The sequence below is a fragment of the Burkholderia sp. LMG 13014 genome (genome assembly GCF_905232215.1).
Taxonomy (GTDB): domain Bacteria; phylum Pseudomonadota; class Gammaproteobacteria; order Burkholderiales; family Burkholderiaceae; genus Burkholderia.
In genome coordinates this window covers 1-12,105 of the sequence record NZ_CAJNKE010000145.1, presented here as the reverse complement: position 1 = coordinate 12,105, position 12,105 = coordinate 1, and the positions used below count along the sequence as shown (strand labels likewise).

Here is a 12,105-nt window from a genome sequence, read left to right as displayed (position 1 = left end):
CCGGCAGCCCGGTGAGCCGCGACGCGTGGCGCGCTTTCGTCAGCGCATTCTCGATGAAGGTGCCGAACGGCTCGTCCGCCTCGGGCACCGCGAGGTCGCCCTGCGGGACGATCTCGATGCCGACCGTCGAGAACAGCGCGGTGAATTCGCGCAGCTTGCCGGCGTTGTTCGATGCGAGAACGATGCGCGACAGCGGCGCGATGGTGTGGTCGTCCGGCATGTCAGGCGCCCAGCACGTCTTTCTGCAACTGCACGAGCTCGGCGATCCCGCCTTGCGCGAGGTCGAGCAGCGCGTTCATCTCGGCGCGCGAGAACGGCACGCCTTCGGCCGTGCCCTGGACTTCGACGAAGCCGCCGGCGCCCGTCATCACGACGTTCATGTCGGTGTCGCACTGCGAATCTTCCGCGTAATCGAGGTCGAGCACGGGCGCGCCTTCGTACACGCCGACCGAGATCGCGGCGACGTGGTCGGTGATCGGCGAGCGCGTGAGCTTGCCGGCCGCGATCAGCTTCGACACGGCGTCGTGTGCGGCGACGAACGCGCCGGTGATGCTTGCCGTGCGCGTGCCGCCGTCGGCCTGGATCACGTCGCAGTCGATATGGATCGTGCGCGGGCCGAGCGCCTCGAGGTCGAACACCGCGCGCAGTGCGCGGCCGATCAGGCGCTGAATTTCCTGCGTGCGGCCGGTCTGCTTGCCGCGCGCGGCTTCGCGGTCGCTGCGCGTGTGCGTCGCGCGGGGCAGCATCCCGTATTCGGCGGTCAGCCAGCCTTGCCCGCGGTCGCGCAGGAAATCGGGCACGCGTTCGGACACGCTGGCGGTGCAGAGCACCTTGGTGTCACCGAATTCGACCAGTACCGAGCCTTCGGCATGTTTCGTGTAGTGGCGGGTGAGGGCGACCTTGCGCAGTTCGTCGGCGCGGCGGCCGCTCGGGCGGGAAACGGAGGACGTCATGTGGGAATCGCGGAACGGGAGGAAACCCCGATTTTAGCGCTGAACGGCGGGCTTGCCCGGCGGGGTGGTCCGCAAAAATGGGATAATGCGCGCTTCCCGCCCCGCGCTTGACGATGCGCCGGGCGCCTCGACATATCCCCGCCCGCGAGGGCACCCAGACGGCGAGACGAACCATGATCTACAGCATGACGGGCTACGCGAGCGCAACGCGCGAACTCGCGACGGCCACCGGCAACGGCGGCACCAGCGTGTCGGTCGAACTGCGCACCGTGAACTCGCGCTTCCTCGACCTGAATTTCCGGATGCCGGACGACGTGCGCGCGTGCGAACCCGCGCTGCGCGAAATGCTGATGAACAAGCTGTCGCGCGGCAAGGTCGACATCCGCATCAACCTGCAGCGCGGCGAGCAGAGCATCGGCGCGGGCGCGCTGAACCAGTCGGCGCTCGGCCAGCTCGCCGAGCTCGAGCGTTCGGTGCTCGACACGTTCCCGGGCGTCGGCCGCCTGCGCGCCGGCGAGATCCTGCGCTGGCCCGGCGTGATCGCCGAGAGCGGCGTGTCGGCGGACGCGATCCGCGAGGCGGTGCTCGCGTGCGGCAAGGAAGCGATCGGCGAACTCGTCGTCGTGCGTTCGCGCGAAGGCGCGCAGCTGGCAACGATGCTGCTGTCGAACGTCACCGAGATGGAAGCGATCGTCGCGCGCATCACGCCGCTCGTGCCGGAGCTGATCGCGAAGCACCAGCAGAAGATCGTCGAACGGCTGCAGGAGGCGCTCGGCATCGCGGCGCCCGAAGGCAGCTCGACGATCGTCACGCGCGAGGAAGCCGCGGAGCGCATTCGTCAGGAAGTAACGATGTACGGGATCCGGATCGACATCGCGGAAGAGCTGTCGCGGCTCACCGCGCACCTGAACGAAACGCGTCACGTGATCGAGAAGGGCGGCCGTGTCGGCAAGCGTCTCGACTTCATGATGCAGGAACTGAATCGCGAAGCGAACACGCTCGGCTCGAAGGCGGCGGCGAAGGAGCTCGCCGACTCGTCGATGGCGCTCAAGCTGTTGATCGAGCAGATGCGTGAGCAAGTGCAAAACCTGGAGTAAAGCAACATGACGGAATCTACCCGCGACGCGCACGTGTCGCATTCGCTGCACGGCGGCGTCTATCCCGGCAACCTGTTCATGGTCATCGCGCCGTCGGGCGCCGGCAAGTCGACGCTCGTGAATGCGCTGCTGTCGAAGGACCACGACATCTGCCTGTCGATCTCGTACACGACGCGCAAGCCGCGCCCGGGCGAGCAGGACGGGCGCCACTATCACTTCACGACGGTCGAGGATTTCCGCACGCGCCACGCGGCGCACGAATTCCTCGAGAGCGCGGAAGTGCACGGCAACTACTACGGCACGTCGCGCGTCTGGATCGAAGAGCAGATGAAGAACGGCCACGACGTGCTGCTCGAGATCGACTGGCAGGGCGCGCTGCAGGTGAAGAAGCAGTTCCGCAACGCGGTCGGCATCTTCATCCTGCCGCCGTCGCTCGACGCGCTCGAAGAGCGCCTGAAGAAGCGCGGCCAGGACGAACCGAACGTGATCACGCGCCGCCTGCTTGCAGCCGGCAGCGAGATCGCGCACGCGTCGGAAGCGGAATACGTGGTGATCAACGAGAATTTCGAGCGTGCGCTTGCCGAGCTCGAATGCATCGTCGCGGCCACGCGCCTGCGCTTTGCTTCGCAGTACGCGCGACACACGGAGCTGTTCATCGAGCTCGGCATCCATCTGCCCCACGCGGAATGACGCGGGGGACGAGGGACATAAGGTAGAATAAGGACTATATTCAGAAGGAATTACCAACATGGCTCGCATTACCGTCGAAGACTGCCTGAAGCAAATCCCGAACCGCTTCGAACTGGCGCTCGCCGCCACCTACCGCGCGCGGCAGCTCGCGCAAGGCCATACGCCGAAGATCGAAAGCCGTGACAAGCCGACCGTCGTCGCGCTGCGCGAAATCGCTGCCGGCCAGGTCGGCGTCGAGATGCTGAAGAAGGTGCCGGTGTAACGCGCATCCGGCCCGTTCCAGCCATGTAATCCACGCGCGCAACGACTCGACCTGGAGGCGAATATGAGCACCACCCCATCGTCCGCCTCCGCGGATTCGACCACCGAAGCCACGGCCCAGTCGCCTGCGCGCCAGTACATCGACGCGGTCCTCGAACAGTCCTTCCGGCATCTGTTCGGGCCGACCGCCACACCGGAGCAGCCTCGCAAGCACGGCGTCGTTTCGATCGCGAAACTGACGGCCGCGCTTGCCGAGTATCTCGCTCCGGAAGAAATCAAAGAGGTCAAGGCGGCGTTCCACTTCAGTGACGAAGCCCACCTCGGTCAATACCGCCAGAGCGGCGAACCCTATATCACCCATCCCGTCGCCGTCGCGGAAATCTGCGCCGGCTGGAAGCTCGACGCGCAGGCCGTGATGGCCGCGCTCCTGCACGACGTGATGGAAGATCAGGGCGTGACCAAGAGCGAGCTGGCCGAACGGTTCGGCCCGAAGGTCGCCGAACTGGTCGACGGCCTGTCGAAGCTCGACAAGATGGAGTTCCGCAGCCGCGAGGAAGCGCAGGCGGAAAACTTCCGCAAGATGCTGCTCGCGATGGCACGCGACGTGCGCGTCATTCTCGTCAAGCTCGCCGACCGCCTGCACAACATGCGCACGCTCGGCGCGGTGCCGATGGAAAAGCGCCGCCGCGTCGCGCGGGAAACGCTCGACATCTACGCGCCGATCGCGCACCGCCTCGGGTTGAACAACACGTATCGCGAGCTGCAGGACATGAGCTTCGCGAACTTCAACCCGCATCGCTACGCGACGCTCGAGAAGGCCGTGAAGGCCGCGCGCGGCAACCGCCGCGAAGTGATCAGCAAGATCCTCGAGGCCGCGCAGCGCGCGATGGCCGACGCGAAGATCGACGCCGAGATCACCGGCCGCGAAAAGACCATCTACAGCGTCTACCGCAAGATGCGCGACAAGCAGCTGTCGTTCTCGCAGGTGCTCGACGTGTATGGTTTCCGCGTCGTCGTCGACAGCCCGCTCGACTGCTACACGTGCATCGGCGCGCTGCACGCGCTGTACAAGCCCGTCCCCGGCAAGTTCAAGGACTACATCGCGATCCCGAAGATCAACGGCTATCAGTCGCTGCACACCACGCTCGTCGGCCCGTTCGGCGCGCCGATCGAGTTCCAGGTGCGCACGCGCAAGATGCACGAGATCGCCGAGGCAGGCGTGGCCGCGCACTGGCTGTACAAGAACGGTAGCGCGGATCTCAGCGACGTGCAGAAGCGCGCGCACCAGTGGCTGAAGTCGCTGCTCGACATCCAGAGCGAAGCCGGCGATTCGAGCGAATTCCTCGAGCACGTGAAGATCGACCTGTTCCCGGATGCGGTCTACGTGTTCACGCCGAAGTCGAAGATCATGGCGCTGCCGCGCGGCGCGACGGCACTCGATTTCGCGTATTCGATCCACAGCGATCTCGGCAACCAGTGCGTGGCCGTGAAGATCAACAACGAGCTGCTGCCGCTGCGCACCGAGCTGAAGAGCGGCGACATCGTCGAGGTGATCACCGCGCCGTACTCGAAACCGAACCCCGCGTGGCTCGGGTTCGTGCGCACGGGCAAGGCGCGTTCGGCGATCCGTCACTACCTGAAGACGATGCGTCTGAACGAGTCGGTGCAGCTCGGCGAGCGCCTCGTCGACCAGAGTTTGAAGGGCTACGGTCTCGCGCTCGCCGATGTCGAGCCGGAAGTGTGGGAGAAGCTCGTGCAGTGGACGGGCAACAAGAGCCGTCAGGAAATCTTCGCGGATATCGGCCTCGGCCGTCGCGTGGCCGCGGTGATGGCCAAGCGCATCGAGGTGCTGATGAGCGGCCGCGATGCGGACGACGATCTGCCGAAGTCCGAGCGGCATCCCGCACACCATGCGCCGCCGGTCGTGATTACCGGCACCGAAGGGATGTCGGTGCAGCTGTCCGCGTGCTGCCGGCCGATTCCGGGCGACGCGATCATGGGCTACATCGGCATCGGCCTCGGGATGGCGATTCATACGACCGATTGCCGCGTGGCGCAGCGTATTCATCGCCGCGATCCGGGCCGCTGGATCGACGTCGAATGGGCGCCGCAGCCGGGCCGCCTGTTCGACGTTGCGGTGAAGGCGCTGGTGAAGAACACGAAGGGTATCTTTGCGCGGGTGGCGGCTGACATCACGTCGGCTGACGCGAACATCGTTCATATCGCGATGGACGAGGATCTGACGCACGAATCGACGGTGCTGCGCTTCGTGATCCAGGTCAGCGACCGTGTGCATCTCGCGAACGTGATGCGGCGCGTGCGCACCAATCCGGACGTGATGCGGATCATGCGCGAGCGTTCGACCGACGACGGCGCGCATGCGCGTCACGACGGCGGGATGCGCATCGAGCGCGAGCGGCAGGATTACTGACGCGTTCTGCGTGACGAGCAATGCGACGGCGGCCATGGGCCGCCGTTTTCATTGGTGCCTGCGGTGCGACAGCGCGAGCTTGGCGGCGTCTTTCCGAGGCCGGTCGGGTGCGGCGGTGTCGTGCCGTTCATGGAGGGGGAAGGGGGGGGCAGAAAAGAAAAAGGGCTTTCCCGGAGGAAAGCCCTTTTAAGATGGCGCGGCTGGCAGGATTCGAACCCACGACCCCTTGGTTCGTAGCCAAGTACTCTATCCAACTGAGCTACAGCCGCACGCAAAGCGGTACTACTTCAACTGTCGGAACCTTCTACGATGGGAAGGCCCCCAAAAAGGTGGCGCGGCTGGCAGGATTCGAACCCACGACCCCTTGGTTCGTAGCCAAGTACTCTATCCAACTGAGCTACAGCCGCACGCAAAACAAAACTTCTACTGCTTCGAACTGAAAGGGCCTTCGGATCAGAAGGCCCTCGAAAAAAGTGGCGCGGCTGGCAGGATTCGAACCCACGACCCCTTGGTTCGTAGCCAAGTACTCTATCCAACTGAGCTACAGCCGCACGCAGAAGCGAAATTATAGCAGGGTTGTATAAAAAGGGAAGCCTTATTCGCGAATTGTTCTGCAGGACCTTGCCGGGGCGCCCTTCGTGTACCCTTGGAGCATCAGTCATCCATGTTGAACCCGCATCATGAACAAGGCGTTTGTCAAAGAGTCGGACGGCGACGACGACGATCTCGACCAGGCCCAGCCCGCGATTCCGGCGGGTGCGAAGAACTACATCACGCCGGCCGGCCACAAGCGGCTGAGGGACGAACTGCTGAACCTGATCGACGTCGAGCGTCCCGAGGTCGTGCGGCTCGTGTCCTGGGCCGCGTCGAACGGCGACCGGTCGGAGAACGGCGACTATATCTACGGCAAGCGGCGGCTCCGCGAGATCGATCGCCGCATCCGCTTCCTGACGAAGCGGCTCGATCTTGCCGAAGTCGTCGATGCGAGCCGGCAGGAGAATGTCGACCAGGTGTTTTTCGGCGCAACGGTCGATTACGAGACGCCGGACGGCGAGGATCACACGATCACGATCGTCGGAATCGACGAGGTCGATCTCGATCACGGCTGCGTCAGCTGGATCTCGCCGGTCGCGCGTGCGCTGATCAAGGCGAAGATCGGCGATACCGTCATGCTGATGACGCCGGCCGGCGCGCAGCCGATCGACGTGCTCGACGTCCGTTATCCGGCGCCGGGCAACGCCTGAGCGACGCTCGGGCATAGCTCGGCAAAGAAAAAGCGCCCCGATGGGGCGCTTCGTCATCCGGCGTGCGGCGGATGTGCGGGTCGCTCAGAAGCGATGGCGCAAGCCGGCCGTGACTGCGATCTGCTTGTTGGTCGATGACGCACCACCGAGGCCATTGACATAGGCGCCGATGCCCAGGCCGTCCGCGCTGACGCGCTGATACACGCCTTGCACGTACACGTCGGTCCGCTTGGACAGTGCATAGTCGGTCTGCAGGTTGAACTGATTCCAGCCTGGATGACGGCCGTCCAGGAAGCCGGCGGTGTATGTGTACGATCCGGCCAGCGACAGGGCCGGCGTGAGCGCGTAGCGCGCGTTCACTTCGTAGTTGTTGAAGCGCGCAAACGTGCCGTCGAGACCCAGGCCGTTCGACACGCCCGAGGCACCCGCGGAGATGCCGAGCGCCCGGTTCACACGCGATTGCGTGAACACGAAGCCGGCCGTTGCCGGGCCGAATGTGTAGTTCAGGCCGCCGCCGAACACGCGCTGACGCTTGCCGACGAACGTGTTGTCGCCTGCTACCGCGCCGCCGCTGTTGGTGACCTCAGCCGACGTGAGGCCCGTGATGTCATTGTTCAACTGCAGGTAGCCAGCACCGATATTGAAGCCGGCGTAGGTGTACGACACGCCCGCGCTGTACGCGCGATTGTTCGAGAACTGGTTGCTGTTCGAGAAGCCGTACAACGCGCCGAACTTCAGGCCGCCGTAATTGATGCTCGTATACTTGACAGCGTTATTGATCCGGAACGAATTGTTCAGGTTGTCGTTATCGAACGGGTGGGCAAACTGGGTGCCGCCGAATTGCGTACCGGTCAGCGACAGCGGCCCGATGTAGTCGACGACGCTGTCGTATTGGCGACCGAGAGTGACGGCGCCAAACTGGTCATGAGACAAGCCGACGAACGCCTGGCGGCCGAATTCGCGGCCATTCTGGCCGAGCGTGCCGTTGGCGATGTTGAAGCCGTTTTCCAACACGAAGATTGCTTTCAGGCCGCCACCGAGATCTTCCGTGCCGCGCAGGCCCCAGCGGCTGCCGTTGATCTGGCCGCTGCGTTCCGACCATGAGCTGTGGCCACCCTGGTTGTTGGTATAGGTGATACCTGCGTCGATCAGGCCGTATAGCGTCACACTGCTTTGGGCGTGGGCTGCTGTAACGAAGACACCCGACAACGCGGTGACGATCAGGGTTTTTTTCATGGATCTGTCTCCAAACAGGATGATGTCGATCGAACCTGCTGCGGACTGGCATGTTTTGCTTGACGTTACGGCCGGTCCGGCAGAGCGGCGGTGCGCTTATCAAAAAGCCATGTGCAGTGTACGGAGTGCGTGAAGCGGGGGGCGATCACGCATTAAGCAATAATATATTTTGGAATCCGCAAAGATCTCATGGGCAGCGCAAACGATTGCCCATCAAGGGTTTGCGGCACTGCAGCGAAGAAAAATGTCGATTAGGACTACGGAGCGGGCGTTGCGCGATCGCGACAGGTGGTCAGCAGTAGGCGAGGGTGCTCATAGCGCGATTATTGACGCATCGGCAATAGAGGTTTGTGTGGAGCATGAATAATGAAAGGTTGTTCTCTCGCTATACTGCGATCTCTGCTTTCCGAAGCAGACTTTTTCGTTGACGGAAAAGATCTCCAAACCTTTGTCGGCGCGACTTCCCAGTCGCGCTTTTTTTTTGCCCCGCCTCGCCGCGTGCTATTGCGCGTACGTGCGCCGCTTGCGCTTGGCCGCAGGTGCGGCCTCCTTGGCTTCGTTGGGGGGCGGCGTGTAGGTCCAGTCTTCCATCACGTAGTGACGGGCATCGAGAGGCGATGCGAGCAGGTTCTGCCAGTGATCACCGTGCCAGGTCGTATCGAATTCGGTGTCGCACGGCGCTTCGCGCGCAGACTCGGCCAGGGCGCGGGACTTGCGGCGTACGCGTCCGAGCCGGCTCGCGAAGCGCTTGATTCCGTCCAGCCACATGACCTTCTCCTTCCATCCGGCGTTGAGTGAGCATCGCAATGTCCCCGCATTTCCGCAACCCGGAAAAAACCCGAGGATTTTACCGAGCCGATTTGTCCCCGGTAGAAATTTCATGGTCGAGATTATCGATGCGCTGATCCCGGTAATGTTGACAGGTTTTTGATGCGAATCAATTAATCAAAGGCGATGGTGTACCGATTCCAATGGTATTAGCGTTTTTTTGATAAAACGTTCGTCAAAAATTTTCTTGACGCACCCGGATTGTCCAATTTATAAAGTCAGCACTCCGTCCTCGGGCGGCGTGCTGGTGCGGGTGCTGGCGCAATGTTTCGGGATTTCGGGAAACGGCTATAAAAATAGCTTTTTTGATCTAATCGAGTGGGGAACGAAGACATGGATACCGGTATCGTGAAATGGTTTAACGATGCTAAAGGTTTCGGCTTTATTACGTCGGACAATGGCGGTGAAGATTTGTTTGCACACTTTTCCGAAATCAAGATGGACGGCTTCAAGACGCTGAAGGAAAACCAGCGTGTTTCGTTCGACGTGAAAGTCGGGCCGAAAGGCAAGCAGGCAGCGAATATCCAGGCGGTCTGACGCGCCACGCATTGCCGATCACGTCCGGCCCCCGCATTGCGGGGGCTTTTTGTTTTCCGGGGACGGAACATTTCGGTTCGGGCTGGCCGCGAACAGGGGTGCCGGTGCATACTCACGGAAGCATCGTTTCCCAGTCTTTTCATGTCTGATTCCCCCCGACCGTCCGATCCCGCCAGCGAACAGCCGCTTGTTTTCGTCGACCTTGAAACCACGGGCGGCTCACCCGCCGAACACCGCATCACCGAAATCGGTGTGGTCGAAATCGGCCCGCTCGGCGTGTCGACGTGGACGACGCTCGTCAATCCGGGCCAGTCGATTCCACCGTTCATCCAGCAACTGACGGGCATTTCGGACGAAATGGTGCGCGACGCGCCGTCGTTTGCGTCGCTGGCGCCGGCATTGTTCGAGCGGCTCGACGGCAAGCTGTTCGTCGCGCACAACGCGAGTTTCGACCGCGGCTTCCTGCGGGCCGAATTCGAGCGCGCCGGCTTCGCGTTCAATCCTGATGTGCTGTGTACGGTGCGGCTGTCGCGTGCGCTGTTCCCGCGCGAAGCGCGGCACGGGCTCGACGCGTTGATCGAGCGCCATGGCCTCGTGCCGGCTGCGCGCCACCGGGCGCTGGCGGATGCCGATCTCCTGTGGCAGTTCTGGCGCCAGTTGCACGATATCGTGCCGCTCGAGCGGTTGCGCGACCAGATCGCGCGCACGACGCGTCATTTCCGTCTGGGCGGCGACCTGACCGAAGCCTGGCTCGATACGGCGCCGGCCGGGTGCGGCGCGTACGCGTTGTTCGGGGAGGGCGATGCGCCGCTGTATGTCGGCCGCAGTGTCCGCGTGCGGCAGCGGCTGCGTGCGCTACTGACCGGCGAGCGCCGTTCGTCGAAGGAAATGCGGCTTGCGCAGCAGGTGCGCCGGGTTGAATGGCGCGAGACCGGCAACGAGCTGGGGGCGATGCTCGCCGAAGCGCAATGGATCACCCGGCTGCGCCCATCGTACAACCGTCGCCCCGCGGCTGACACTGCCCGTGCCGGCGGTGCGCCCTGGCCGTTCGACGGCGCCGTTGCATTCGAGGCGAGCGGCGAGCGCCGCCTGTTTCATGTGATCGATGGCTGGCGGTATCTCGGCGTGGCGGAATCGCTCGATGCGGCCGCACGGCTCGCGGCCGACGGGACGGATGGTGCGTTCGAACCCTTCACCCACCGCCTGCTGCAGACGCATCTCGCACGCGGCCTGCAACTGATTCCGCTCGTCGCGCTCGCGCCTGCGGGGCAGGCGGGTTAAATCAAGCGCGGCCGCGCGATCCGCGCCTGCTGCGTCAACCGATCGCGCTTGCGCCGCCGGCCGAGCAGACGTGCGACAGCGCGGTGTCGAGTGCCTGCGTCTGCGTAGAGTCGTAGCGCGTGAGTGTCTTCCAGTTCGCGATGCTGCGCGCGAGCCGCGCCTGACAATCAGGCGCATCGCGCAGCGGTGCAACCTGCGCGAGCCCCGCGAGCATTTTCTGCGTCAACCGGTCGAGCGCCGGGCGCGTGCTGGTCGCGAGATCGGGCGGTGTGCCTTCTGGCGGCCGCGTCGCACGCCAGGTGGCGAACAGCGCGTTCTGCACATCCTTGCTTGCGGTGATCTGATCCTCGAAGAACGCTCGCGCGAACGCGGGGTCGACGCCGGCTTGTGCCGCGCGCTTCTCGACCGAGGCGAGCAGCGCCGCTTCGCGCGGCCGGTCCTCGATTGCCTTGTGATTGGCCCATTTCCATCGAGCGACCGGTTCGGCGAGCGCGAGGCGCTGCGACGCGAGCGCGACGAGGTTGGTGAGGGCGGTGTCGTCGCCGTCTGCATGGACGATACGCGGAGACGAAAAGAGGGCGACGCCGAGCGCGGCGACAGCGAGGCTGGCACGAAGGGCTTGCTTCATCGGAACGAACGGGAGAGCCGGGCGGGCCGGAAGTGGAAAACCAGAAGGATAGACGAAGACAGTCGCGCGGCGTAGCGCAGCGACCAGAGAATCAGCAGGCGAGCTGATCCGGCACCGTCAGGCTGTTGCGGCCCGGGTGCGAGGCGAATTGCGCGCAATGCGCAGTGATGAACCGCACGATAGCGATGATCGACACGTGGCGGTTACAGAACCGAACAGGCGTTCACTTCGGCGAGTACAGCTTGTGCTGCTCGTCGAAGAATGCCCGCACGTGGTCAGGCAATTCGGCGAGGAATTCCACGCCGACGGGTTCCGGATCCGGGCTCATCACTTGCTCGGGCGGTGGCATGCGAGTTGGTCTTTCGTCCATGGTCATTTCTCCAGCAGGTTCGATGATTATCAACCTCGCGCTTGGATTTATGCCAGTGGCGAATCGTTAGATTTTGTCTCTGTTGTATTAACGGCACATGCGCTCCGGCGCGCGCTGCGATGCCGACTATTGCATCGTACGGAATCGGCAACAATCGGGTCGCTTGTTATACTTGCGCGCACTTTTTCCTGGACCGCGATGAAACGAACGACGCGTTGGATCGGCCTCGTATGGCTGGCGCTGGTACTGAACGTACTGTCGCCCGTCATCGGCTATGCGCGTCTCGCATCGAGCGGCTCCGGCGAGCTCACGCTCGAGTTGTGCAGTGCAGCGGGCGCCCGCCAGGTCGTGCTCGCGCAGGCGGGCGGCGATCACGATACGTCGTCGTTCGACCATGCCGGCGTGCCGCACTGCGTGTACTGCCCCGGCTTCGCGGCGAACGTGGCGCTCGGGTCGAGCCCGCCCGCGCTGCCGGGCTTCGTACGGACGTTCGCCTATCGCGCGGCCGCTCCCGTCGTCCCCGATTGTCCCCGCAAGGGCATCCGTCTC

The 12,105-nt window shown here is 63.7% G+C and carries 14 protein-coding genes and 3 tRNA genes; 8 read left to right on the top strand and 9 right to left on the bottom strand.

Annotated elements, in window-relative coordinates; all coding sequences use genetic code 11:
• Positions 1–220: non-canonical purine NTP pyrophosphatase (locus JYJ84_RS16625; RefSeq protein WP_275890723.1), on the bottom strand; the 220-nt coding region annotated here is incomplete at its 3' end.
• 1 nt (position 221) lies between these two features.
• On the bottom strand, positions 222–953 hold the full coding sequence (rph, locus tag JYJ84_RS16620; RefSeq protein WP_122944747.1) for a ribonuclease PH: 732 nt from the start codon (positions 951–953) through the stop codon (positions 222–224).
• Positions 954–1,126: 173 nt separating this feature from the next.
• Here rph and JYJ84_RS16615 point away from each other — a divergent pair, with 173 nt between their 5' ends.
• The 4 genes from JYJ84_RS16615 (at position 1,127) to JYJ84_RS16600 (ending at position 5,432) form a co-directional block, all read left to right on the top strand.
• On the top strand, positions 1,127–2,050 hold the full coding sequence (locus tag JYJ84_RS16615) for a YicC/YloC family endoribonuclease (RefSeq protein ID WP_122944748.1): 924 nt from the start codon (positions 1,127–1,129) through the stop codon (positions 2,048–2,050).
• Between the two features lie 6 nt (positions 2,051–2,056).
• Positions 2,057–2,740 (top strand): guanylate kinase, encoded by a 684-nt coding sequence (gmk, locus tag JYJ84_RS16610; protein ID WP_122944749.1) that lies wholly within the window; start codon positions 2,057–2,059, stop codon positions 2,738–2,740.
• Between the two features lie 58 nt (positions 2,741–2,798).
• The gene (rpoZ, locus tag JYJ84_RS16605; RefSeq protein ID WP_006025620.1) at positions 2,799–3,002 is read left to right on the top strand and encodes a DNA-directed RNA polymerase subunit omega; all 204 of its coding nucleotides are present in this window, start codon (positions 2,799–2,801) and stop codon (positions 3,000–3,002) included.
• A gap of 63 nt (positions 3,003–3,065) precedes the next feature.
• Positions 3,066–5,432 carry a bifunctional (p)ppGpp synthetase/guanosine-3',5'-bis(diphosphate) 3'-pyrophosphohydrolase gene (locus tag JYJ84_RS16600; RefSeq protein ID WP_174918282.1) on the top strand — a complete coding sequence of 789 codons (2,367 nt, stop codon included), beginning with the start codon at positions 3,066–3,068 and terminating at the stop codon, positions 5,430–5,432.
• Between the two features lie 192 nt (positions 5,433–5,624).
• On the opposite strand, the gene JYJ84_RS16595 is transcribed toward JYJ84_RS16600, so the two are convergent.
• From JYJ84_RS16595 to JYJ84_RS16585, 3 genes are all read right to left on the bottom strand, one after another.
• Positions 5,625–5,701, bottom strand: a tRNA-Arg gene (locus tag JYJ84_RS16595).
• Between the two features lie 61 nt (positions 5,702–5,762).
• Positions 5,763–5,839: transfer RNA gene (locus JYJ84_RS16590), tRNA-Arg, on the bottom strand.
• Between the two features lie 67 nt (positions 5,840–5,906).
• Positions 5,907–5,983: transfer RNA gene (locus JYJ84_RS16585), tRNA-Arg, on the bottom strand.
• 129 nt (positions 5,984–6,112) lie between these two features.
• Here JYJ84_RS16585 and greB point away from each other — a divergent pair.
• The gene (gene greB / locus JYJ84_RS16580; protein WP_122944751.1) at positions 6,113–6,676 is read left to right on the top strand and encodes a transcription elongation factor GreB; all 564 of its coding nucleotides are present in this window, start codon (positions 6,113–6,115) and stop codon (positions 6,674–6,676) included.
• Positions 6,677–6,760: 84 nt separating this feature from the next.
• Here greB and JYJ84_RS16575 read toward each other — a convergent pair whose 3' ends face one another.
• Both JYJ84_RS16575 and JYJ84_RS16570 read right to left on the bottom strand, forming a co-directional pair.
• Positions 6,761–7,912 carry a porin gene (locus JYJ84_RS16575; RefSeq protein ID WP_122944752.1) on the bottom strand — a complete coding sequence of 384 codons (1,152 nt, stop codon included), beginning with the start codon at positions 7,910–7,912 and terminating at the stop codon, positions 6,761–6,763.
• A gap of 501 nt (positions 7,913–8,413) precedes the next feature.
• Positions 8,414–8,680, bottom strand: a complete 267-nt coding sequence (locus JYJ84_RS16570) for a hypothetical protein (RefSeq protein ID WP_122944753.1) — start codon at positions 8,678–8,680, stop codon at positions 8,414–8,416.
• Between the two features lie 393 nt (positions 8,681–9,073).
• Between JYJ84_RS16570 and JYJ84_RS16565 the strand changes: the two genes are divergently transcribed.
• Entirely contained in the window at positions 9,074–9,277 is a 204-nt protein-coding gene (locus tag JYJ84_RS16565) for a cold-shock protein (protein WP_011351289.1), read from the top strand.
• A 141-nt stretch (positions 9,278–9,418) separates the two neighbouring features.
• The gene (locus tag JYJ84_RS16560) at positions 9,419–10,558 is read left to right on the top strand and encodes an exonuclease domain-containing protein (RefSeq protein WP_122944754.1); all 1,140 of its coding nucleotides are present in this window, start codon (positions 9,419–9,421) and stop codon (positions 10,556–10,558) included.
• A gap of 34 nt (positions 10,559–10,592) precedes the next feature.
• Here the strand turns inward: JYJ84_RS16560 and JYJ84_RS16555 are convergent, their stop codons facing one another.
• Both JYJ84_RS16555 and JYJ84_RS16550 read right to left on the bottom strand, forming a co-directional pair.
• Entirely contained in the window at positions 10,593–11,186 is a 594-nt protein-coding gene (locus JYJ84_RS16555) for a chorismate mutase (RefSeq protein ID WP_175223464.1), read from the bottom strand.
• Positions 11,187–11,409: 223 nt separating this feature from the next.
• Complete coding sequence (locus JYJ84_RS16550; RefSeq protein ID WP_006756195.1) at positions 11,410–11,556, bottom strand: hypothetical protein; 147 nt, start codon at positions 11,554–11,556, stop codon at positions 11,410–11,412.
• 198 nt (positions 11,557–11,754) lie between these two features.
• Here JYJ84_RS16550 and JYJ84_RS16545 point away from each other — a divergent pair.
• The coding region (locus tag JYJ84_RS16545; protein WP_205189292.1) for a DUF2946 domain-containing protein at positions 11,755–12,105 on the top strand (351 nt) is incomplete at its 3' end.

Bases quoted from the DNA above. Each gene is read 5' to 3' on its own strand.
- JYJ84_RS16575 (WP_122944752.1), bottom strand. From the start codon at position 7,912: ATGAAAAAAACCCTGATCGTCACCGCGTTGTCGGGTGTCTTCGTTACA.
- gmk (WP_122944749.1), top strand. From the start codon at position 2,057: ATGACGGAATCTACCCGCGACGCGCACGTGTCGCATTCGCTGCACGGC.
- JYJ84_RS16565 (WP_011351289.1), top strand. From the start codon at position 9,074: ATGGATACCGGTATCGTGAAATGGTTTAACGATGCTAAAGGTTTCGGC.
- JYJ84_RS16555 (WP_175223464.1), bottom strand. From the start codon at position 11,186: ATGAAGCAAGCCCTTCGTGCCAGCCTCGCTGTCGCCGCGCTCGGCGTC.
- JYJ84_RS16600 (WP_174918282.1), top strand. From the start codon at position 3,066: ATGAGCACCACCCCATCGTCCGCCTCCGCGGATTCGACCACCGAAGCC.
- rpoZ (WP_006025620.1), top strand. From the start codon at position 2,799: ATGGCTCGCATTACCGTCGAAGACTGCCTGAAGCAAATCCCGAACCGC.
- rph (WP_122944747.1), bottom strand. From the start codon at position 953: ATGACGTCCTCCGTTTCCCGCCCGAGCGGCCGCCGCGCCGACGAACTG.
- JYJ84_RS16560 (WP_122944754.1), top strand. From the start codon at position 9,419: ATGTCTGATTCCCCCCGACCGTCCGATCCCGCCAGCGAACAGCCGCTT.
- JYJ84_RS16570 (WP_122944753.1), bottom strand. From the start codon at position 8,680: ATGTGGCTGGACGGAATCAAGCGCTTCGCGAGCCGGCTCGGACGCGTA.
- JYJ84_RS16615 (WP_122944748.1), top strand. From the start codon at position 1,127: ATGATCTACAGCATGACGGGCTACGCGAGCGCAACGCGCGAACTCGCG.
- greB (WP_122944751.1), top strand. From the start codon at position 6,113: ATGAACAAGGCGTTTGTCAAAGAGTCGGACGGCGACGACGACGATCTC.
- JYJ84_RS16550 (WP_006756195.1), bottom strand. From the start codon at position 11,556: ATGGACGAAAGACCAACTCGCATGCCACCGCCCGAGCAAGTGATGAGC.